The following is a 21,607-nucleotide window of genomic DNA, read 5'->3' on the forward strand; positions in this document are numbered from 1 at the left end:
CGACATGCCGGAGAGCAGGGAGAACGGAGCACCACTCGCGGTGATCGCGGCGTCACTGCAACGCGAGCGCCGCCGCACCGGGCTGTCGTTGGCCGAGGTCGCGCGCAGGGCGGGCATCGCCAAGTCGACGCTCTCCCAGCTCGAGGCGGGCACCGGCAACCCGAGCGTCGAGACACTGTGGGCGCTGAGCGTGGCGCTCGACGTGCCGTTCGCGCAGCTGGTGGAACCGACCCGGCCGAAGGTGCAGCTGATCCGGGCGGGCGAGGGCCCGACGTTCCAGGCCGAGCGCGCCGACTACGTGGCGACGATGCTCAGCGCGTGCCCGCCCAACGCCCGCCGCGACGTGTTCCAGATCGTCGCCCAGCCGGGCAAACCGCGGGAGTCCGACCCGCACATGCCCGGCGTGGTCGAGCACGTGGTCCTGAGCCGGGGCCGCGCGCTCGTCGGGCTGCTGGAGGAACCCGTCGAGCTCGGCCCCGGCGACTACATCAGCTACCCCGGCGACCTGCCGCACGTGTTCGAGGCGCTCGAACCCGACACGGCCGCCGTGCTCGTCTCCGAACACATCTGAGTCACGCCTGCCTCAGGCCGCGCAGCATCGTCACCGCGAGCACGGCGAGGCAGGCCGAGAGCACCGCTGCGGCCACGGCCACGGCGCCGAGACCCGAGGTGAACGCCGTCCGCGCCACGTCGAGCACGTCGGCGGCTTGCCCTGGCGGCAGCTCCCGCGCCGCGGTAACGGCCCCGGCCAGTGTTCCCTCGGCGGCCTCGACGGCCTCCGAGGGCAGCCCGGCCGGGAGCGCCCCGGCGACCTGCCCCCGGTAGACGATCCCCAGCAGGCTGCCCAGCGTCGCGATCCCCAGGGCGATGCCCAGCTCCCCGCTGGTCTCCGACACCGACGACGCCGAGCCCGCCCGCTCCGGCGGGGCAGAGCCGACGACCAGCTCCGTGCCGAGCGCGCCGATGGGCGAGCAACCGAGGAACCCGACGACCAGGCCGACGACGAGCAGCGTCAGCCCCGTTCCGGAGCCCGCCGTGGCCAGCACGAGCCAGCCCGCCGCCGAGATCACCATCCCGGTACCGATCACGGCCGACGGGCTGAACCGGCGGGCCAGCACCGGAGCCAGCAGTGAACCCGCGACGATCGCGACGGCGGGCGTGACCAACCACAGCCCGGCCTCCAGCGGCGAGAGCCCCTCGACCAGCTGCAGGTACTGGCCGACGACCAGGTACACACCGCCCTGCATGATCATCCCGCAGAGCAGGATCCCCAGCGCGATGCTGAACGCCCTGTTCCCGAACAGCCGGAGGTCCAGCAGCGGGTCGGCGAGCCCGCGCTGCCTGCGGACGAACGCGACCCCGGCCGTGACGCCGACGAGAACGGCGAGCAGCGCGCGCCACGACGGACCGTCGCCGGCGAGCTCCTTGAGCCCGTAGACGACGGGCAGCACGGCGGCCAGCGACAGGGCCACGCTCGGCAGGTCGAGCCCGCCCGACCCGCTGCCGCGGTGAGCCGGCAGCACCAGCGGTCCCGCCACCAGCAGCAGGAGCATCACCGGCACGCCGATGAGGAACACCGAGCCCCACCAGAACGCCTCCAGCAGGACGCCGCCGACCACGGGACCGAGCGCGGCGCCGCCCATGAAACAGCTGATGAACACGCCGATCGCGAGCCCGCGCTGTTTTCCGGCCGGGAACATCATGGTGATCAGTCCGAGCGACGTCGGCATGAGCGTGGCCGCCGCGATGCCGAGCAACACCCTGGCCGCGATGAGCATCTCCGCACTGACCGAGTAGGCGGCCACCACCGACGCGGCCCCGAACGCGGCGGCGCCGATGAGCAGCAGCCTGCGCCTGCCGATGCGGTCCCCGAGCCCGCCCATGGTGACCAGGAGCCCGGCGATGAGGAACCCGTAGCTGTCCATGATCCACAGCTCCTGGTTCGGCGACGGCCCGAGGTGGGCGCTCAGCTGCGGCAGCGCGAGGAACAGCACCGAGTTGTCGATCGAGAGCAACAGCGTGGGCAGGCCGAGCACGGCGAGACCTGCCCATTCGCGACGGCCCGCTCTTCGCGGCGCCGTGATGTCCGTGGTCATGACTGTGACCCCCTTTTCATTACGATACGGCTCGTAATGTATCGGGTAGGATGTCTGCCATGCAATCCCCTCGCGAACCGGCGCGGGCGGGGCGGCCGCGGAACTCGCAGATCGACGCCGCCGTGCTCGACACGACCCTCGCCGTCCTCGACGCCTCCGGCTACACGCGCTTCACGCTGGAGGAGGTCGCACGCAGGGCCGGCACCACGAAGCCCGCGATCTACCGGCGCTGGCCGACCCGCCAGCACCTCGTCCTGGCGGCGCTCGCGCGGCGGCTCGGCGAGGTCGCGGTCCCGGACAGCGATTGCACCCTGTGCGACCTCGCGGAGTGCATCAGCGTGTTCGTCGCCGCCTTCGACCGCATGCCACCCGGCGTGCTCGGCCCGCTGCTGGCCGACTGCACGGCGGACCCTGGCCTGCGGGGCGACTTCATGACCATGCTGTTCGCCCCGCCCCGTGCGGCGGTGGAGCAGACGCTCACCCGCGCGATCGCCCGTGGCGACCTGCGCGCCGACCTCGACCTCGGCCTGACCCTCGACCTGCTCGGCTCACTCGTGCACTACCGCGCCCTGTTCGGGCACGCCGCCACGAGCGACGCCGAGATCGAGCGAGCGGTGGAGACCCTGCTGCAGGGCATCGCGACCGACTACCCCCGCCTGGTCGAGCACAGCAGGCAGCTGCAGGGCGAGCCGGAGATACACCAGCTCCACCCGTAGTGACCCACCTACCCCGCCTAGCAGTGAAGGCCACCTTGCCTGCGTTGAACGCAGGCAAGGTGGCCTTCACTGCAGTCGCGCCCGGGAGCGAAGGGGTTACCAGCCGCGCTCGGCGAGCCGGTGCGGCTCGGGCACGTCGTCGACGTTGATGCCGACCATGGCCTCACCGAGGCCGCGCGAGACCTTCGCGAGCACGTCCGGGTCGTCGTGGAACGTCGTCGCCTTCACGATCGCCTCGGCCCGCTTGGCCGGGTCGCCGGACTTGAAGATGCCGGAGCCGACGAAGACGCCCTCGGCGCCCAACTGCATCATCATCGCGGCGTCGGCCGGCGTGGCGATGCCACCGGCGGTGAACAGCACGACCGGCAGCTTGCCGGTGGCCGCGACCTCCTTGACCAGCTCGTACGGCGCCTGCAGCTCCTTGGCCGCGACGTAGAGCTCGTCCTCCGGCAGCGCGGTGAGCTTGCGCAGCTCCGCGCGGATCTTGCGCATGTGCGTGGTGGCGTTGGAGACGTCGCCCGTGCCCGCCTCGCCCTTGGACCGGATCATCGCCGCGCCCTCGTTGATCCGGCGCAGGGCCTCGCCGAGGTTGGTCGCGCCGCAGACGAACGGCACCGTGAACGCCCACTTGTCGATGTGGTTGGCGTAGTCCGCGGGGGTCAGCACCTCGGACTCGTCGACGTAGTCGACGCCGAGGGATTGCAGCACCTGCGCCTCGACGAAGTGGCCGATGCGCGCCTTGGCCATCACGGGAATGGAGACGGCGGAGATGATGCCGTCGATCAGGTCGGGGTCGCTCATCCTGGCGACGCCGCCCTGGGCGCGGATGTCGGCGGGCACGCGCTCCAGCGCCATCACCGCGACGGCGCCGGCGTCCTCGGCGATCTTCGCCTGCTCGGGGGTGACGACATCCATGATCACACCGCCCTTGAGCATCTCGGCCATGCCGCGCTTCACGCGCGCGGTGCCGGTCTCGGGCAGGGCGGAGCTGGTGGACTGGGCGTCAGACACTGAGGGAGCCTTTCAGGACACAAAGGGGGTTACGGCTCCAGCGTACGTTCGACGTGGACCGCTGAAAGGTGCCAGTAGGCGGCTATCTCGGCAGGCCACTTTCCCCCGGTCGCCGCATGGCCTTGCCGGGCGTCCGCAACGGGTGTGTGATCGAGGGCACACCTCGACACCGACGTCGGCGCAAGGAGACCCGCGATGGCCGAGAAGCAAACGAAGAACGGTGACGCTGGGGCCGCGGTCGCTGTGGACGATCCCGGCAAGGTACGCAACGTGGTGCTGGTCGGACCCTCCGGCTCCGGCAAGACCACCCTCACCGAGGCCCTGCTCGTCGCATCCGGGACGGTGAACCGCGCCGGATCCGTCGTGGAGGGCACCACGGTCTGCGACCACGACCCCGCCGCCGTGCGACAGCAGCGCTCGGTGGGCCTCTCGGTCGCCCCGGTGGTCTACGGCGACATCAAGATCAACCTCATCGACACCCCCGGCTACGCGGACTTCGTCGGCGAACTGCGCGCGGGGCTGCGCGCCGCCGACGCGGCCCTTTTCGTCGTGAGCGCGGGCGAGGGTGTCGACCCGGCGACCGTGGCGCTCTGGGAGGAATGCGCCCAGGTGGGCATGCCGCGTGCCGTGATCGTCTCCCGGCTCGACCACGCGCGAGCCGACGTCGAGGCCGAGATCGCGGCGTGCCAGGACGCCTTCGGCTCCGGCGTCCTTCCGCTGTACCTGCCCGCGGGCGGCGGCAAGCAGGGCTTGATCGGCCTCATCACCCAGCGGTTCTTCGACTACTCGAACGGCTACCCGCCCGCCATCGGCGAGCCGGACCCCGCCGACCTGGAGCGGCTCACCGACGCCCGCAACGAGCTGATCGAGGGGATCATCGCCGAGAGCGAGGACGAGACCCTCATGGACCGCTACCTCGCGGGTGAGCCGATCGCCGAGGACACGCTTGTCGCCGATCTCGAGACCGCGGTCGCGCGCGGCTCGTTCCACCCGGTCATCCCCGTGTGCTCCGAGACCGGCGTCGGCCTGGCCGAGGTGCTCGACGGCATCGCCCGCGCGTTCCCGTCACCGCTCGAGCACGACCTGCCCGACGTGACCTCTCCCGACGGGGTGCCGCACCCCCGCCTCTCCCCCGACCCGAGCGGCCCGCTCGCCGCCGAGGTCGTGCGGACGGCGGTGGACTCCTACGTCGGCAGGGTCTCGCTCGTGCGCGTGTTCTCCGGGACGCTGCGGCCGGAACGGCCGGTGCACGTGTCCGGCCACGGCCTCGCCGAGCGTGGGCACGCCGACCACGACGCCGACGAGCGTGTGGCGCACCTCTACTCGCCACTGGGCGCTCACCTGCGGGAGGTTCCCTACTGCGTGGCGGGCGATCTGTGCGCCCTCACCAAGATCGGCTCGGCGGAGACCGGCGATACGGTGTCCTATCCGGACGACCCCCTGCTGATGCGGCCGTGGACGATGCCGGAGCCGCTGCTGCCGGTCGCCGTCGTGGCCAAGACCCGCAGCGACGAGGACGCGCTGGCCCGCAACCTGTCGCGGCTCGTGGCCGGTGACCCGACCCTGCGCATGGAACGCAACCCGGAGACCAACCAGCTGGTGCTGTGGTGCATGGGCGAGGCGCACGCCGACGTGGTGCTGTCGCGCCTGCGCGCGGGCGGCGCCGAGGTGGAGACCGAGCCGGTGCGGATCAGCCTGCGCTCCACGTTCGCCGGCAAGGCGAGCGGCCACGGCAGGCACGTCAAGCAGTCCGGAGGGCACGGCCAGTACGCGGTGTGCGACATCGAGGTCGAGCCGCTGCCGCGCGGGGCGGGATTCGAGTTCGTCGACAAGGTGGTCGGCGGGGCCGTGCCGCACCAGTTCATCCCGAGCGTGGAGAAGGGCGTGCGGGCGCAGCTGCGCAAGGGGCTCGTCGACGACCACCCCGTCGTGGACGTGCGGGTGACGCTCTTCGACGGCAAGGCGCACAGCGTGGACTCCTCCGACGCGGCGTTCCAGACGGCGGGCGCGCTCGCGCTGAAGGACGCGGCGGCGAAGACGAGCGTGGTGCTGCTCGAACCGCTCGACGAGGTGCTCGTCCAGCTCCCCGACGACCACCTGGGAACCGTTCTCGGCGACCTGTCGTCGCGGCGGGGCCGGGTGCTCGGCACCGAGTCGGCCGGCGACGGCCGGAGCGTGATCCGCGCCGAGGTGCCGGCGACGGAGCTGCTGCGCTACGCCATCGACCTGCGGTCGATGACCTCGGGAACGGCGAGCTTCACCCGCCGCCACGTCCGCTACGACCCCATGCCCGAAAGCCTCGCCACCCGCTGACCCACCGGTCCCCAAGGCCACCTTTGGTGCGTTGAACGCACCAAAGGTGGCCTTGGGGGCAGTTGGTGTGCGCGAACCACAGTGCCCTTGGGGCCCAGGGCGCTCAGAACTCGAAGCCGCCGGGGCGGCCGTTGCGATCGGCGAGCAGGCCGGCCAGGGTCGCGATCGCGATCTCCGCCGGTGTGCGGGAGCCGATGTTGAGGCCGACCGGGCGGTGCACGCGCGCGATGTCGGCCGCCGGGACGCCGAGCGCTTCGAGCGCGGCCACGTGCGGGCCCTCGTGCCGAGGGTTGCCGAGCACGCCGATCCACCTGGCCGGCTGCGCCAGCGCGTCGCGCAGCACCTCGCCGAGCTCCTCGCGGTGGTGGTCGGTGACGACGATGTCGGCGGTCTCGTCGAGCTCCGGCACCGACGTGACGGCTCCGGCCGTCCGCGCCCGCTCCGGGTCCGGCTCCACGAGCACCGTGGAGAAGCCGAGGTCGTGCCCGTAGCGCAGCAGGTAAGCGGCGACGGGCGAGGCGAACACCGCCACCAGCGTCCGCTCGGCCGCACCGCCCTCAGCCGTGCCGTGCGCGACGTCGCAGGCGGGATCGGACTCCGGAGTCTGCGCCATACCGGCCAGTCTGGCACACCCGCGCGCTCAGCGAACCGAGCGCAGCCGCCCGTCCCAGCCCGCGTCCAGCAGCGACGGCAGCAGCTCACCGAGCTGCTCCGGGTAGACGACCTCAGCGGTCTCCCGCAGCTCCTCGGCGCTCCACCACCGGTGCTCGTCGATGGTGGCCACCTCGACCTCGTTGAACCCGGAGGTGTCCACGGCGACGTCGCCGTCCAGCTTCGCGAGGAAGAACCACTCCGTGCCGTCGTAGCGGCGCCCGGCGAAGCTGAACTCGACGCGCCGCCGCCACACGGGCCCCACGAGCCGCTCGGCGGGCGTGTCGAGCCCGGTCTCCTCCTTCAGCTCGCGGACCGCCGCGGATCGCAGGTCCTCGCCGTCCTCGATCCCGCCGCCGACGGTGAACCAGAACGACGAGCCCTCCTCTCCGGGATCGCGGCCGTTGAACAGCAGCACGCGGCGCCGGCCGTCGACGAGCACGACCCTGGCCGACGTGCGGGGCGTCGACGGCGCCGCGGCCGTGTCCAGTTCCGGCTCGGCGATCTCGAAGTACTCCGGCTGCTTCGCCTTCCCCGCGAGCTTGAAGTAGCGCACCTTCCGCCGCCGCCGCAGGGCGAGCGTGTCGCGCACGGCGTCGTTGTAGACCCGGCGCGCGATCACGACGCGGTGCTCGGCGTCGCTCAGCTCGTCGGCCAGCGGCGCGGGCAGCAGGCCACGGTCCACCTCGGCCAGCTGCCGGGTCAGCTCGTTCTCGGCCAGCTCCCGTTCCGGGCGCGGGGCCGACTCGGCGCCCTCCGCGGTCGCGCGCAGCACCCCGGCCTGCCCGGCGGGCAGCACGCTCGCCGCGACGGTCCTCGCGACCACGGCCCTGCGGGCGAGCGCGGCGTCCAGCGCCGCCCAGCCCGCGTCCATGCGCACGTGCAGCCGGTCGAGCCGGTTCGCGGTCGCCACGAGGAACAGGCCACCGGCCACGACGAGCACGGCCAGCACGGCGAGCAGCACGACGAGGGTGTTCACCTGGTCACTTCCTGATCGGTGCTGACCTTGCGCGGGTCGGCGGCGATCGCGGCCTCGTAGACCCGCAGCACCTGCTTCACCACCGTCTGCCAGTCGAACATCGCGACGCGCTCGGTGGCCGCCGCCGAGAGCCGGGCCCGCCGCTGGGCGTCGGCGAGCACCTCGCGCAACGCGGCGGCGAGCCCGGCCGGATCACCGGTGGGCGTGAGCAGCCCGGCGCGGCCGTCGTCGAGGACCCGGCGGAACGAGTCGAGATCGCTGGCCACCACGGGGGTTCCCGCTGCCATCGCCTCGGTGAGGATCATGCCGAAGCTCTCGCCGCCGGTGTTGGGCGCGCAGTAGACGTCGACGCTTCGCAGAGCCCGCGCCTTGGTGGCGTCGTCGACCTGTCCCAGCACGTCGATCCGCCGGGCGAGCTCGGGGCCCGCCTCGCGGCGCAGCGTGTCGGCGTCGCCCCTGCCGACCACGAGCAGGCGCAGCCCCGGCAGCTCGGGCACGAGCAGCCGGAGCGCGCCGAGCAACACCGCCATGCCCTTGCGCGGTTCGGTGTAGCGGCCGACGAATCCGATGGTGCCGCCCGCGCGCGGGTAGCCCTCCAGCGGCTCGGCGTCGGCGAAGAACCCCACGTCGACACCGTTGGGGATCTCCACGGCGTCGCCGCCGGAGTGCTCGACCTGGACCCGCCGGGCGAGCGCGGAGACCGCGATGCGCGCCGTGACCTTCTCCAGCAGCGGGCGCAGCACCGGCTGGAACGCCGAAAGGGTGCGCGAGCGCGGGGTCGACGTGTGGAACGTCGCCACGATCGGCCCGTCGGCGACCTTGAGCGCCAGCAGCGACAGGCTCGGCGCCGCGGGCTCGTGCAGGTGCAGCACGTCGAAGTCGTTCTCGCGGATCCACCGCCGTACCCGCGCGTACGACACCGGCCCGAACTGCAGCCGTGCCACCGAGCCGTTGTACGGAATGCCGAGCGCACGACCCGCCGGGTGCACGAACGGTGGCACTTCGGAGTCCTCGTCGGCGGGGGCGAGCACCGAGACCGTGTGCCCGCGCGCGATCAGCGCCTTGGCGAGGTCCACGACGTGTCCCTGGACGCCGCCGGGAACGTCGAACGAGTACGGACAGACGATGCCGACCTTCATGGGCTCACCCCGCGACGCGTGCGTGCTCGGTCAGGTCGCTCACCCAGAACTTCTGCAGCATGTGCCAGTCGGTGGGATGCGCCGCGATGTCCCCGGCGAAGACCTCCGCGAGCGCCTGGGTGGCGGGATGGATCTCGTCGCGGGCGTTCACGCGGATCCGGGGGTGGATGCGCACCGACCAGCCCCCGTCGGTGAACCAGATACCCACCGGCAGCAGCGCCGCACCCGTGCTCGCCGCCAGGCGCGCGGGCCCGGCGGGGAACCGGGCCTCCTCCCCGAAGAACGTCACGGGCAGGCCCGAGTTGCTCAGGTCGCGGTCCCCGACGAGACACACCACCTTGTTGTCCCGCAGCCCGCGCAGCAGCGCCCGGAACGACACGCTGCCGTCGGAGGGCACGACCTCGAACCCGAGCGACTCGCGGAAGGCGACGAACCGGTCGTAGAGCGACTCGGGTTCGAGCCGTTCCACCACGGTGATGAACGAGCCGAAGTGGTTCACCAGCCACAACCCGGCCACGTCCCAGTTGCCGCAGTGCGGCAGCGCGAGCACGGCGCCGTTGCCCTCCGCGAGCGCCGCGTCGAGGTACTCGGTGCCCGAGATGTCCAGGTGTTCGAGCACGGTCTTCGGAGCCAGCGAGGGCAGCCGGAACGCCTCGTGCCAGTACCGGGCGTAGGACCGCATCGCGCGTCGCGTGAGGTCGTCGAGCTCGTCCTGGTCGGCCTGCGGCACCACGCGGGCGAGGTTGCTGCGCAGCTGCCGTACACCCTTGCCGCCCCGGCGGGCGGCGAGGTCGGCGGCGAAGGAGAACACCGAAGCCGTCCGCTTGGCCGGAAGCTTCGGCACGAACCGCCAGCCCGCGGCGTAGCCGAGGTCGGCGAGCCTGCCCGCGAGGCCGCTCACGAGCGGGCCTCCCTCGCGCTCTTCGACACCGCCGCGATCCGCTGCAGGAGCGTGACGAGCGAGAGCGCGGCGAGCAGCCACTGCGAGACCTCGACCGAGTACGGCAGGCCGAGGCCTTGGAGGCCGGTGCCCACGAGCGCGATGATCAGCCGTTCCGCACGCTCCACCAGCCCGCCGTCGGCCTTGAGGCCCGTCGCCTCCGCGCGCGCCTTGACGTAGGAGATCACCTGCGCGAGCACGAGGCAGATCAGCGCGGCGGCCGCGACGCGCAGGTTGCCCTCGACGACGAAGGCCCACCACGCGATGGCGGCGAACAGCGCGCCGTCGACGAGCCGGTCGCACGTGGCGTCGAGCACCGCGCCGAACGGGGTGCTGCCCTTGGCCCTGGCCATGGCGCCGTCGAGCAGGTCGAGCATCACGAAGCCCCAGACCGTGAACGTGCCGGCCAGTAGCATCCCCTGCGGGAAGAAGACGAGGGCGCAGACGAAGGCGCCCGCCGTGCCGATCAGCGTCATGGCGTTCGGGGTGAGGCCGGCCCTGACCAGCGCAGCACCGATCGGATCGGTGACGCGGGAAACGGAAGCGCGAGCGAAGATGTTGAGCATCGGTCCTACGGGTGCAGGTTGCGCGTGGTCTGGTTGCCGAGGCAAACCCTATCGAGCCGCACCGAACCGACCTGCACGGATGCCCTGATGTCGGGTGTGATCCTCGCGCCGGTCGCCTCAGGTTCCGGCGGTGTCGCGCTCGAGGCGCTCCAGCTCCTCGGCCGCCGCGGCCGCGCAGCGGGGCGTTAGCTGGTCGATGATCGTGGCGCTGATCTCCCCGAGCTGCCGGATCTGCTCGGGCGTGAGCGGGTCGAACAGGCTGCTCCGGACGGCCTCGACGTGGCCGGGCGCCGCGGCCTCGAGTGCCTCCAGCCCGGCCTGTGTGAGGTGGGCGAAGGCACCCCGTTTGTCGGTCTCGCACGCTTCCCTGCGAACCCAGCCGTTGGCCTCCATGCGCGCGATCGCGTGGGAGAGCCTGCTGCGGGAGGACCGGGTGGCGATGGCGAGGTCGCTCATGCGCATCACCTGGCCGGGCGCCTCGGACAGCACGACCAGCAACTCGTAGTACGTGTGCGGCATGCCTGCGTCCTGCTGCAGCTGGGTCTCCAGATGTGCTCTGAGCATGCCGACGGCGGCCGAGAAGTCGCGCCAGGTGCGCTGCTCCTCGTCGGTGAGCCATCGCGGTTCGGACATGAGACCCATACTACCCCTAGTTGAGCACTCAACTAAACTCCGCTACATTGTTGCTTGAGGGCTCAACCAACGAGCTCCCCACGAACAAGGACCCCATTTCGAGAAGGAGCACCATGAGCGCCCCCACGACCGAGATCCCCGGCTACATCGTCGGAACCTGGACCATCGACGCCGTCCACTCCGACGTCACCTTCACCGTTCGCCACCTCGGCGTCTCGAAGGTGCGCGGCCGGTTCGGCGAGTTCGGCGGCGAGATCGTCACCGCCGAGAACATCGCCGACTCGTCGGTGACGGCCACCATCCAGGCTCACAGCGTGGACACCAACAACGAGCAGCGCGACGCCCACGTCAAGGGTGGCGACTTCCTCGACATCGAGCAGTTCCCGACGCTGACCTTCCACACCAAGGGCATCCGCGCCGACGGCGAGGACTTCCTCATCGACGGCGAGCTGACCCTGCACGGCGTCACCAAGCCGGTCACCCTGAACGCCGAGCTCGGCGGCTTCGGCGACGGCATGACCGAGGGCAGCAAGGTGCTGGGCGTCTCCGCCACCACCGAGATCAGCCGCGCCGACTTCGGCGTCGGCGCCACCATCCCGACCGCCGTCGTCAGCGACAAGATCAAGATCGAGCTGAACATCGAGGCCGGACTGCAGGCCTGAGCCCGGCTACCAGGCGCTCGCCAGCAGCTCGCGGGTCTCGCCCAAGAGCTGCGGCAGCACCTTGGTGTGACCGACCACCGGCATGAAGTTGGCGTCGCCGCCCCACCTCGGCACCACGTGCTGATGCAGGTGGGCGGCGATGCCGGCGCCCGCGATCACGCCCTGGTTCATGCCGATGTTGAAGCCGTGTGCGCCGGACACCGACCGCACCACCGACATGGCGTGCTGGGTGAACTCGGCGACCTCCACGGTCTCCTCCACCGTCAGCTCGGTGTAGTCGGCGACGTGCCGGTACGGCACGACCATCAGGTGCCCCGGGTTGTACGGGTACAGGTTGAGCACCGCGTAGACGCTCTTGCCCCGCGCCAGGATCAGCGCCGCCTCGTCGTCCATGTCCACGAGGCGGCAGAACGGGCAGCCCTGCGGCTCGTCACCCTCCGGTTTGTTCTCGCCCTTGATGTAGGCGAGCCGGTGCGGGGTCCACAGCCGCTGCAGCTGGTCCTCGACCCCCACCCCGTCCTGTGCGACGACCTCGGGCGCGCCGTCCTCACTTCCCAACGAGAGCCTCCAGCGCTTCGGCGGTCGGCGAGGCGTTCTCCCTGCGCCCGATCCAGTCCGCGATCGCCTCGACCGCCGTCGCCACCGGCACGCCGTTGACCTGGCTGCCGTCGCGGAACCGGAACGACACCGCGCCCGCCTCCACGTCCTTGCCGCCCGCCAGGAGCAGGAACGGCACCTTCTGCGTGGTGTGGTTGCGGATCTTCTTCTGCATCCGGTCGTCGCCGGTGTCCACCTCGGCGCGGATGCCCTTGGCCCGCAAGGCCTTCTCGACGCCGTAGAGGTGCTCGGCGTGCTCGTCGGCGATCGGGATGCCCACCACCTGCACCGGTGCGAGCCACGCCGGGAACGCGCCGGCGTAGTGCTCGGTGAGCACGCCGAAGAACCGCTCGATCGAGCCGAACAGCGCGCGGTGGATCACCACCGGCATCTGCCGGGAGCCGTCCGCGGCCGTGTACTGGAGCTCGAACCGCTTGGGGTGGTTGAAGTCGAGCTGGATCGTCGACATCTGCCACGTGCGCCCGATCGCGTCGCGCGCCTGCACGGAGATCTTCGGGCCGTAGTAGGCGGCGCCGCCCGGGTCGGGGACGAGCTCGAGCCCGGACTCCTCCGCGGCCTCGCGCAGGGTCTGGGTCGCCTCCTCCCACTCCCGGTCCTCGCCGATGAACTTGCCGCCCTCACCGCGGGTCGACAGCTCGAGGTAGAAGTCGGAGAGGCCGTAGTCGGCCAGCAGGTCGAGCACGAAGCGCAGCAGCGAGCGCAGCTCGCCCGGCATCTGCTCCTTGGTGCAGTAGATGTGCGAGTCGTCCATCGTGAGCCCGCGCACGCGCGTGAGGCCGTGCACCACACCGGACTTCTCGTACCGGTACACCGTCCCGAACTCGAACAGCCGCAGTGGCAGCTCGCGGTAGGACCGTCCGCGCGAGCGGAAGATCAGGTGGTGCATCGGGCAGTTCATCGCCTTGAGGTAGTAGTCCTCACCCTCGAACGGGATCGGCGGGAACATGGTGTCGGCGTAGTACGGCAGGTGCCCGGAGGTGTGGAACAGCCCGCTCTTGGTGATGTGCGGCGTGTTCACGAACTCGTAGCCGGACTCCTCGTGCCTCCGCCGCGAGTAGTTCTCCAGCTCGCGCCGGATGATGCCCCCCTTCGGGTGGAAGACGGGCAGCCCCGAGCCGATCTCCTCGGGGAAGGAGAACAGGTCGAGTTCGGCGCCGAGCTTGCGGTGGTCGCGCCGCTCGGCCTCGGCGAGCATCTCCAGGTAGGCGTCCTGGGCCTCGGCCGACTCCCATGCGGTGCCGTAGACCCGTTGCAGCTGCGGGTTCTTCTCGTCCCCGCGCCAGTAGGCGGCGGCGACGCGCGTGAGCTTGAACGCCGGGATGTGCTTGGTGGTCGGCACGTGCGGGCCACGGCAGAGGTCGCTCCACACGCGCTCCTTCGTGCGCGGGTCGAGATTGTCGTAGATGGTCAGGTCGCCGCCGCCGACCTCCATCACCTCGTCGGTGTCCACTTCGGACTTGAGGTCGACCAGCTCGAGCTTGAACGGCTCGCCGGCGAGCTCCTCCTTCGCAGCCTCGACCGACTCGACGACGCGGCGCGAGAACTGCTGGGAGCCCTTGATGATCTGCTTCATGCGCTTCTCGAGCGCCTGCAGATCCTCCGGGGTGAACGGCTTGTCGACGGCGAAGTCGTAGTAGAAGCCGTCCCTCACCGGCGGGCCGATGCCGAGCTTGGCCTCAGGGAACTGCTGCTGCACGGCCTGGGCGAGCACGTGGGCGGCGGAGTGCCGGATGACGCTGCGGCCGTCCTCGGTGTTGGCCGCGACGGGCTCCACCTCGACGTCGGTGGCCGGGATCCAGGCGAGGTCGCGCAGGGCGCCGTCGGGGTCGCGCACGACCACGACGGCGTCGGCGCCCTTGCCGGGGAGCCCGGCCTCCCGCACCGCGGTACCCGCCGTAGTGCCTGCCGGTACCACCACGCGTGCGGCGGGTACGAGCTGGGCCGACGACGACTGGGACACGGTGGACTCCCTAGAACGCATGAACAGGTGTGTTTACCCGTTGATGCTATCCGCCGCGTCTGCGCCCCCTTCAGGTCAGGCGGCCGTGACGACCTCGTCGTAGTCGAGGCGGGGCAGCCGGTCGAACCACGGGTTCTCGCCGGGCCTGCCGACGTTCACCACGACGAGGGACTTCCACGGCTTGTCGGCGAAGAACTCGCGGTCGACGCCCTGGGCGTCGAAGCCGGTCATCGGGCCCGCGGCGAGCCCGGCCGCGCGCACGCCCAGGATGAAGTAGCCGACCTGCAGCAGCGCGTTGAACTCCGCGGTCCGCTCGCGCTGGGCGGCGTCGCTGAAGAGGTCCTTCGCGTCGGGCTTCGGCGGGAACACCTTCGGCAGGGTCTCGTGGAACTCGGTGTCGGCGGCCAGCACCACGGTCGCGGGCGCGCTCTCGGTCTTGGCCCGGTTGCCCTCGGCAAGGTGCGGCAGCAGGCGCTGCTTGCCCTCGTCCGTGCGCACCACCAGCGCGCGCAGCGGCTGGATGTTCATCGAGGTGGGCGCCCACTTCACGAGGTCGTAGATCGCCTGGAACTGCTCCTCGGTGACCGGTTCGGAGCTGAAGGAGTTGGCGGTGCGGGCCTCGCGGAACAGCAGGTCCTGCACGTCGGCGGGCAGCTGCAGCGCGTCCTGGACAGACACAGACGTCATCGATCGATCCCTTTCCATCGCGGGGTCTTGCCTGCCTGCGTCAACCTTGTTGAGCGCTTGACTATTTCGCGATGGTCTGTGGACTAGATCACGAGCTCCGTCCGCAGCCGGTCAGTAGGCACCACGACCGTAGGTGACGGCGCGCAGCGTCTTCCAGAGGATCACCATGTCGAGTGCGAGCGACCAGTCCTCCACGTAGCGGAGATCGAGCCGCACGCTCTCCTCCCACGACAGCTCGCTTCGTCCGCTGACCTGCCACAGCCCGGTGAGGCCCGGCTTCACGAGCAGCCTGCGGCGCACCTCGGGCGCGTACTGCAGGGTCTCCTCCGGCAGCGGCGGCCTCGGCCCCACGAGCGACATCTGACCGCCCAGCACGTTGAACAGCTGGGGCAGCTCGTCGAGCGAGTACCGGCGCAGCAGGGCGCCCACCCGCGTCACCCGGGGGTCGTTGCGGATCTTGAACAGGGGGCCCGCGCCCTCGTTGTCGCCGAGGAGCTTCTGCCGCACGCGGTCGGCGTCGGTGACCATCGTGCGGAACTTGAACATCGTGAACGCGTTGCCGTCGCGGCCGACCCGCTGCTGCCGGTAGATCACGGGGCCACGGTCACCGAGCTTGATCGCGAGCGCGATGCCGAACATGAGCGGCGCGCCGAACGCGAGGAGCAGTGCCGCCCCGCAGCGGTCCACGATCTCCTTGACCACGCGGCGGCCCCCCGTGAACGTGGGCGCCGCGACGCGCAGCAGCGGCATCCCGAAGACCCCGGAGACGTTGAGGCGGGGGCCGGCGATCTCCATCAGCACGGGGGCCACGACGAGCTCGGCCGACGTGCCCTCGAGGTCCCACGCGAGCTGCTGCAGCCGTTTCGGCGTCCAGTACTGGTCGGGGGTGACGGCCACCACACGGTAACCGCCCCGGCGCACATGCTCGGACAACTCGTCGAGGGTGCCGATCACGGGCACGCCCTGCACCTCGCCGCGGTCGCCGGAGCCTGCTGGGGTGCAGACGGCCTCGACTTTCCAGCCGACGTGCGACATCGCCCGGGTGCGCTCGATGAGGTCGTTGACCGTGTCGGCGCCGCCCGCCGCCATCACGGGCAGGAGGTACTGACCATGCCTGCGGAAGCGGTGCAGCAGCCTGCGCAACAGATAGCGCATGGGCAGGATCACCAGCGCGACGGTGGGCACCACGTAGAAGACCCACGGCTTGACCTCGAGCGCGCCCGCGAGCAGACCGCCGAGTGCCACGAGCACACCCGCGATCACGAGCCCTCTGCCGACCGCGCGGAACTCGTCGGCGCCTTCGCCGAGAACAGCCCGGTTCCACGCCCGGCACGCGGGCAGCGAGCACAGGATCGCGGCGACGGTACCGAGTGCGTGCGGCTCGTCGAACCGCTCGAAGCCACCGATCAGCAGGGCGCCGACCACGACCACGAGCATCGTGGCGAGCATGTCGGACAGGATGACCCACGACCGGTAGCGTCGCTCCCACGCCATGACGGGGCTGGGCGTCGCACGACCCGACCTGCCGTCGACGACGCGCAGGGAGCGGGAAGCCGGTCGGGAGCCGAGAGGAGGCAGGCCGCGCTCGGGCCCGGCCGACGGCCACACCGACTCTTCCATGGAGCCTCCCGCGTCATTCAGTTGTGGGGCCTCACGACACGCGTCCAGCGCCGAAATCGACTCCACAGAGTAACCAGCGTTGACACACACTCAGTAACCAAACGGGGAATACCTGCAGTGGTATCGGTCACGCTCGGCATGGTGTTACAAGGAGAGATCCCGGAATAACGTCCGTTTCAGCGACACCCGAGCATGGGGCATCCTTACGGATTAGTGACAATCAGTGATCATGGGTACGCCCCAACCAACTACCTAACGTAGTCAGTTGATCAATGACAGGACCCCGCTCCCGTCACTCCTTGTCCTTTGTGGACCAGGTCACAGCAGAGGTCCATGTCACCCTTGGAATGACGGCGGGCGGCCGGCGGTTGAAGAAGAGCGGGGCCGGGAATCCCGACCATGCCGCGGACATGGAAAAGGCCCGACATGGCTGCCGGGCCTGACCAGAGGGGAACTTCCGGTGGGCGATACTGGGATCGAACCAGTGACCTCTTCGGTGTGAACGAAGCGCTCTCCCGCTGAGCTAATCGCCCCCTCGCGGTGTGAAAGGAACTCTACCGGACGCCGTTCGGCGCCCGGCAAACGGGTGGTCCCTAACCCCGCACCGTCCGCACAAAGGTCGGCACGCAGCGTAGAAGTGCCAGCTAGCGGGCATACCGCCAGAGGGGTGACGGTACGAACGGGACGGAGGTCACCCACAACATTCGCGACACGGTTCTATCGTCCGCGAGGCAAACCGAGCAGTATGTACGCGTGAGCGATCACGGGGCCACGCACGGAGGCCGATGAGCCGAGAGTGATGACGAGACGGAGCCGATTGGGACACGGAAGTGTGATATCGGCCGAAACGGCGAGCGAGCCGGGGCGCGGCTGCGTCTCACCATCAGACTCGGCCAACCGGCCGGGAAGGGAGCAGAAGGGTAAGACCATGCGAAACGATCACGTGACGCTCCGGTCCACAGCGGTCTTCGACCTGCTGGCACCGCGAACGCCTCCCGTTCCGGTGAAGGTGGAGCTGCGCTACGACACGCGGGACCCGTACGCCGTCGTCGCGGCCTTCCGCACCGGCCGGGCCGGCTGGGTCGAGTGGGTCTACGCACGCGACCTCCTCGCCGACGGCCTGCTGGCCGACGCGGGCGACGGCGATGTGCGCATCCGCCCGTCGGTCGAGGACCCGGAGTCCGTTCTCATCGAGCTGAACTCGCCGTCGGGGCACGCCATGTTCGAGGCGTCGGCCCAGGAGCTCGCCGACTTCCTCGACCGCACCTACGACGTCGTGCTGCCCGGCAATGAGCACCTGTGGGTCGACGTCGACGACGCACTGACCCACCTCATTCCGAACGATCTGAGCTGATGAGGGCCTCGCGAAACGTTATGGACACCCCCAGTGCACACGGCGTTTCGGCGGTCCGATACAGTTCTCCACACACCACGACGACGGGGTGCGAGCCCCGGAGTCACGGAATGCGGACGTAGCGCAGCTGGTAGCGCATCACCTTGCCAAGGTGAGGGTCGCGGGTTCGAGTCCCGTCGTCCGCTCGGAAGTGCCCACTCGGGCCCGTACGGTGGAGTGGCCGAGAGGCGAGGCAACGGCCTGCAAAGCCGTGTACACGGGTTCGAATCCCGTCTCCACCTCGCGCGATTAGCTCAGCGGGAGAGCGCTACCTTGACACGGTAGAGGTCACTGGTTCGATCCCAGTATCGCGCACCACCTGTTTTCCCAGGTCAGACCCCCAACGGTGATCATCACCGGTGGGGGTTTCGTCGTTGCTGGGAGGCGAAATGGGAGGCGTTGATCTTGCCTTGCTGTGTTCATCCCGTCTGTGTTCACCACTGAACGCACCAGCTACGGGCACCCCTGATTGCAATGTGCCCATCGGCGAGGCCGCGCCGCCCCGACACACCAACGGCCCGCGAACGCCTCGCGCGTTGCGTGGCGGCTTCTCGGGCTCCGCTCGACCTGTCCCAGGACGGTTCGCGGCTGCGTCACGGCAGAGCCGCCCGACGCGGGAGCCCGGCCGTTCATGCACCACCCGCTGAGCCGGGCGGCACAACCAGTGGCCGGGCTCGAGGCACCACAGGGCGATTCCGGCCACACGCCGACCTGCGGCTGTCCGACGGGTCAGGGGCGCGCTAGCACGGTGACGAGAATGCGGTGCACGACTTCATGATCGCGCGGATCGTGCAAGCGGTAATCCTCGCCGGGCAAGGTATACCACTCGTCGGCCCCCTGGTAGGTGATCGCCAGCGCGAGCACACCGTCGTCGTCACAGGTGGTGCGCAGCTCGAGCTCGCCGCTGATTACGCCCACCTCGGCGGTCATCACGCCGTGGCTTGCCGTGAAGACCGAGGACTGTCCTTCTGTCATCCCAGGACTCCCTATGCCGCAACGTCGCGGCGTCATGCGCGCGCGCCCACGACGCCGCGGCGAGAGGACTCAGTACGAGCAGCTGTTGAGCATGCTCTGCAAGGCGGACTTCTCCGACGACTGCAGGTGCAGCCCCCAACGGTACTTGGTGTGAATCCACCACTTCGCATACGCGCAGCGGGCACCGGAACGCGGCGGCTGCCACGTGGACGGGTCCTGGTCACCCTTGGCCTGGTTCACATTGTCGGTCACCGCGATCAGCTGCGGGCCATTGAGGTCGTTGGCGAACGACTGGCGCTTGGACGTCGTCCAGTGACTAGCCCCGGACCGCCACGCCTCGGCCAGCGGCACGATGTGGTCGATGTCCAAATCGGACGCCTGGTACCAGACGGCCCCATCGTAATAGCTGTACCAACGGCCGGACGTGGGATAGCAGTCGGACCCGACCGTGACCGAATCGGCGTCGCGCTTGAGCACGGTTTCGCGGGTGTTGCAGGTTCCGGAGATGGTGATCCAATGCGGGAATCTGTCACGAGAGTAGCCCGTCATCGACTCCTGTGACCGGACGGACAGCGAGTTCAGCTGCGACTGTGCGGTCGCCTTGGACGGCGTCCCCGGCGGTAGCGCCACAGCGGACGGGACACAAACGATCGATCCGGCAGCGAACAACAGCACCGCGACAGCGACGGTGAGCAAGCCACTCAGCGAATTTCTCGGCGAGAGCACCACTTTGTGAACCCTTCAGGCAGAAGATACCGGCGCTCACACGATGTGCGGGCTCGGTGAAATGAACGTTCTGCCTCCATGACGCGGTGCTGGCCGGTTTGCGAACGGTTCGCGTGTCCTCAGCCTCACGCCCGAAGCGAGGCGCGGTTCCCCGTGTCGCGGCGCGACGCGCACGCTGGCGTGGCGGCGCCGAGCTACCCGGAGAGCCGTCGAACGGACGCACTGAGTTCGCGGGACAGGCTATGGGCGTTCACCTGATCGAGGGTTTGATCGGTCAAAGTTGGCGGGCTTCCGTCCGGTTCGCATGGAGGTTCCGTCGTGTCCGATCGTTCGTCTCCGCATTTCTCGCGCCGTACGTTGCTGGGCGGGGTGACCGGTGCCGCGGCGCTGGGCGTCACCGCGCTGGGTGGCTCCGGACTCGCCGCGGCGCGGGCGAGTTCTTCGCCGCCGAAGGTCGTCGACCCATTCACGCTGGGAGTGGCCTCCGGCGATCCGCTGCCCGACGGCGTGGTGCTGTGGACCAGGCTGGCGCCCGACCCACTCAACGGCGGCGGCATGCCGACGCGGCCGGTGCCGGTGCAGTGGCAGGTCGCCACCGACGAGCGGTTCGCCACGATCGTGCGCGAAGGCACGGTTCTCGCGCACCCGGAGAGCGCACACTCGGTGCACGTCGAGGTGAGTGGCCTGCAGCCACGGCGCGAGTACTTCTACCGGTTCCGCGCCGAATCGGAACTGAGCCCGGTGGGGCGGACGAAAACGGCGCCCGCGTTGGGCGCGCCGATCGACGCGGTGACCTTCAGTTTCCTGTCCTGTCAGAACTTCCCGGCCGGCTACTACACCGCATACCGCAACATGGTTGACGAGGACCTCGACCTCGTGATCCACCTCGGAGACTACATCTACGAAGGCCCGTCGCAGGGCACCCTCGGCCGGGGACACCTGCCGGAGGTCGAAGTGCGGAGCCTGGCCGACTATCGCATCCGCCACGCGCAGTACAAGACAGACGCCGACCTGCAGGCCGCCCACGCCGCATTCCCCTGGCTGGTCACGTGGGACGACCACGAGGTCGAGAACAACTACGCCGACGAGGAATCCGATCCGGACACTCCCCCGGCGCAGTTCCTCGCTCGCCGCGCGGTCGCCTATCAGGCCTACTACGAGCACATGCCGCTGCGGCGCAGCTCGATGCCCACCGGACCGGACATGACCTTGTACCGGCGCATCTCCTACGGCGAGCTGGTCGACTTCAACGTGCTCGACACCCGCCAGTACCGCTCCGACCAGCCGCGCGCGTGCGCACCGGAAACCCGGGACCCCAGCGGGTACTGCGCCGAGGCCCTCGACGAGGGCCGCACCATGTTGGGTGCCCGGCAGCGGCAGTGGCTGCTCGACGGGCTGGCGAACTCGCCGGCCCGGTGGAAGGTACTGGCCCAGCAAGTGCCGTTCGCGCCCATGGACCAGGACGCCGACCTCGCCGAGCGCTCGTTCGGCGGCGACAAATGGGACGGCTATGTGGCGGACCGGCAGCGCATCCTCGACCTCATCGCCCAGCGCCAGGTCGACAACCCCGTGGTGATCACCGGCGACGTGCATGTCAACCGGGTCTGCAACGTCCCCCCGAACTTCACCGACTTCGACGCCGCACCGGTGGCCACCGAATTCATCGGCACCTCGGTCACCTCCGGCGGAGACCGCACCCTCAACACCCGCTACGACATCGACCCGAACAACCCACACCTGCTCTTCCGCGACAACCACCACGGCTACGTCCGCTGCACACTCAAGCACGACCAGTGGGTGGCCGACTACCGCGTCGTCGACACCGTCGAAGCCCCGACATCACCGATCCACACCCTCGCATCGTTCGCAGTCGACAGCGGCAAGGCGGGAGCCCACCGCACCTGACTGGACAAGGGCGGTCG

20 protein-coding genes and 4 tRNA genes are annotated in these 21,607 nt (G+C 70.1%); 9 read left to right on the forward strand and 15 right to left on the reverse strand.

Going from position 1 to position 21,607, the window contains the following annotated elements:
- The first annotated feature begins 4 nt into the window (after positions 1 to 4).
- Positions 5 to 571 carry a helix-turn-helix domain-containing protein gene (locus DI005_RS24420; protein ID WP_113643661.1) on the forward strand — a complete coding sequence of 189 codons (567 nt, stop codon included), beginning with the start codon at positions 5 to 7 and terminating at the stop codon, positions 569 to 571.
- 1 nt (position 572) lies between these two features.
- Here the strand turns inward: DI005_RS24420 and DI005_RS24425 are convergent, their stop codons facing one another.
- The gene (locus DI005_RS24425) at positions 573 to 2,096 is read right to left on the reverse strand and encodes an MFS transporter (RefSeq protein WP_112274600.1); all 1,524 of its coding nucleotides are present in this window, start codon (positions 2,094 to 2,096) and stop codon (positions 573 to 575) included.
- Positions 2,097 to 2,155: 59 nt separating this feature from the next.
- Between DI005_RS24425 and DI005_RS24430 the strand changes: the two genes are divergently transcribed.
- Positions 2,156 to 2,812, forward strand: a complete 657-nt coding sequence (locus DI005_RS24430) for a TetR/AcrR family transcriptional regulator (RefSeq protein WP_112274602.1) — start codon at positions 2,156 to 2,158, stop codon at positions 2,810 to 2,812.
- Between the two features lie 96 nt (positions 2,813 to 2,908).
- Here DI005_RS24430 and pdxS read toward each other — a convergent pair whose 3' ends face one another.
- Complete coding sequence (gene pdxS / locus DI005_RS24435; RefSeq protein WP_112274604.1) at positions 2,909 to 3,823, reverse strand: pyridoxal 5'-phosphate synthase lyase subunit PdxS; 915 nt, start codon at positions 3,821 to 3,823, stop codon at positions 2,909 to 2,911.
- Positions 3,824 to 4,018: 195 nt separating this feature from the next.
- Between pdxS and DI005_RS24440 the strand changes: the two genes are divergently transcribed.
- Positions 4,019 to 6,136, forward strand: a complete 2,118-nt coding sequence (locus DI005_RS24440; protein ID WP_112274606.1) for an elongation factor G-like protein EF-G2 — start codon at positions 4,019 to 4,021, stop codon at positions 6,134 to 6,136.
- A 103-nt stretch (positions 6,137 to 6,239) separates the two neighbouring features.
- Here the strand turns inward: DI005_RS24440 and DI005_RS24445 are convergent, their stop codons facing one another.
- The 6 genes from DI005_RS24445 to DI005_RS24470 all read right to left on the reverse strand — a co-directional run bounded on the left by DI005_RS24445 (position 6,240) and on the right by DI005_RS24470 (position 11,044).
- Positions 6,240 to 6,749: an XdhC family protein gene (locus DI005_RS24445; protein ID WP_112274608.1), complete on the reverse strand. Its 510-nt coding sequence runs from the start codon at positions 6,747 to 6,749 to the stop codon at positions 6,240 to 6,242.
- A gap of 27 nt (positions 6,750 to 6,776) precedes the next feature.
- On the reverse strand, positions 6,777 to 7,766 hold the full coding sequence (locus DI005_RS24450) for an NUDIX domain-containing protein (protein WP_113643662.1): 990 nt from the start codon (positions 7,764 to 7,766) through the stop codon (positions 6,777 to 6,779).
- Complete coding sequence (locus DI005_RS24455; protein ID WP_112274611.1) at positions 7,763 to 8,905, reverse strand: glycosyltransferase family 4 protein; 1,143 nt, start codon at positions 8,903 to 8,905, stop codon at positions 7,763 to 7,765. The genes DI005_RS24450 and DI005_RS24455 overlap by 4 nt, the downstream gene beginning before the upstream one ends.
- A 4-nt stretch (positions 8,906 to 8,909) precedes the next feature.
- A complete protein-coding gene (locus DI005_RS24460; protein WP_112274613.1) occupies positions 8,910 to 9,806 on the reverse strand; it encodes a phosphatidylinositol mannoside acyltransferase in 897 nt (298 codons plus the stop codon).
- The gene (gene pgsA / locus DI005_RS24465; protein WP_112274615.1) at positions 9,803 to 10,411 is read right to left on the reverse strand and encodes a phosphatidylinositol phosphate synthase; all 609 of its coding nucleotides are present in this window, start codon (positions 10,409 to 10,411) and stop codon (positions 9,803 to 9,805) included. The genes DI005_RS24460 and pgsA overlap by 4 nt, the downstream gene beginning before the upstream one ends.
- Positions 10,412 to 10,528: 117 nt before the next feature.
- Positions 10,529 to 11,044: a MarR family winged helix-turn-helix transcriptional regulator gene (locus DI005_RS24470; RefSeq protein WP_113643731.1), complete on the reverse strand. Its 516-nt coding sequence runs from the start codon at positions 11,042 to 11,044 to the stop codon at positions 10,529 to 10,531.
- A 113-nt stretch (positions 11,045 to 11,157) separates the two neighbouring features.
- Between DI005_RS24470 and DI005_RS24475 the strand changes: the two genes are divergently transcribed.
- Positions 11,158 to 11,706: a YceI family protein gene (locus DI005_RS24475; protein ID WP_112274617.1), complete on the forward strand. Its 549-nt coding sequence runs from the start codon at positions 11,158 to 11,160 to the stop codon at positions 11,704 to 11,706.
- A gap of 6 nt (positions 11,707 to 11,712) precedes the next feature.
- On the opposite strand, the gene DI005_RS24480 is transcribed toward DI005_RS24475, so the two are convergent.
- The 5 genes from DI005_RS24480 to DI005_RS24500 form a co-directional block, all read right to left on the reverse strand.
- Positions 11,713 to 12,264, reverse strand: a complete 552-nt coding sequence (locus tag DI005_RS24480) for an HIT domain-containing protein (RefSeq protein ID WP_113643663.1) — start codon at positions 12,262 to 12,264, stop codon at positions 11,713 to 11,715.
- Entirely contained in the window at positions 12,254 to 14,284 is a 2,031-nt protein-coding gene (gene thrS, locus DI005_RS24485) for a threonine--tRNA ligase (RefSeq protein WP_199543187.1), read from the reverse strand. The genes DI005_RS24480 and thrS overlap by 11 nt, the downstream gene beginning before the upstream one ends.
- Before the next feature lie 75 nt (positions 14,285 to 14,359).
- A complete protein-coding gene (locus tag DI005_RS24490; protein WP_112274623.1) occupies positions 14,360 to 14,971 on the reverse strand; it encodes a malonic semialdehyde reductase in 612 nt (203 codons plus the stop codon).
- Between the two features lie 111 nt (positions 14,972 to 15,082).
- Positions 15,083 to 16,591, reverse strand: a complete 1,509-nt coding sequence (locus DI005_RS24495) for a sugar transferase (RefSeq protein ID WP_113643665.1) — start codon at positions 16,589 to 16,591, stop codon at positions 15,083 to 15,085.
- Positions 16,592 to 17,052: 461 nt separating this feature from the next.
- A tRNA-Val gene (locus DI005_RS24500) sits at positions 17,053 to 17,124 on the reverse strand.
- Positions 17,125 to 17,519: 395 nt separating this feature from the next.
- Here DI005_RS24500 and DI005_RS24505 point away from each other — a divergent pair.
- The 4 genes from DI005_RS24505 to DI005_RS24520 all read left to right on the forward strand — a co-directional run bounded on the left by DI005_RS24505 (position 17,520) and on the right by DI005_RS24520 (position 18,302).
- Positions 17,520 to 17,945 (forward strand): SsgA family sporulation/cell division regulator, encoded by a 426-nt coding sequence (locus DI005_RS24505; RefSeq protein ID WP_110339145.1) that lies wholly within the window; start codon positions 17,520 to 17,522, stop codon positions 17,943 to 17,945.
- Positions 17,946 to 18,057: 112 nt separating this feature from the next.
- Positions 18,058 to 18,130, forward strand: a tRNA-Gly gene (locus DI005_RS24510).
- A 25-nt stretch (positions 18,131 to 18,155) separates the two neighbouring features.
- Positions 18,156 to 18,226 (forward strand) — tRNA-Cys (locus DI005_RS24515).
- Position 18,227: 1 nt separating this feature from the next.
- Positions 18,228 to 18,302: transfer RNA gene (locus tag DI005_RS24520), tRNA-Val, on the forward strand.
- Between the two features lie 411 nt (positions 18,303 to 18,713).
- Here the strand turns inward: DI005_RS24520 and DI005_RS24525 are convergent.
- Both DI005_RS24525 and DI005_RS24530 read right to left on the reverse strand, forming a co-directional pair.
- Positions 18,714 to 18,959 carry a hypothetical protein gene (locus DI005_RS24525; RefSeq protein ID WP_113643666.1) on the reverse strand — a complete coding sequence of 82 codons (246 nt, stop codon included), beginning with the start codon at positions 18,957 to 18,959 and terminating at the stop codon, positions 18,714 to 18,716.
- Between the two features lie 69 nt (positions 18,960 to 19,028).
- Positions 19,029 to 19,655: an HNH endonuclease family protein gene (locus DI005_RS24530; RefSeq protein ID WP_233520299.1), complete on the reverse strand. Its 627-nt coding sequence runs from the start codon at positions 19,653 to 19,655 to the stop codon at positions 19,029 to 19,031.
- A 348-nt stretch (positions 19,656 to 20,003) separates the two neighbouring features.
- Between DI005_RS24530 and DI005_RS24535 the strand changes: the two genes are divergently transcribed.
- On the forward strand, positions 20,004 to 21,590 hold the full coding sequence (locus DI005_RS24535) for an alkaline phosphatase (RefSeq protein WP_113643668.1): 1,587 nt from the start codon (positions 20,004 to 20,006) through the stop codon (positions 21,588 to 21,590).
- Positions 21,591 to 21,607 lie beyond the last annotated feature (17 nt).

It is taken from the genome of Prauserella sp. PE36, from assembly GCF_003311655.1.
GTDB lineage: Bacteria > Actinomycetota > Actinomycetes > Mycobacteriales > Pseudonocardiaceae > Prauserella_A > Prauserella_A endophytica.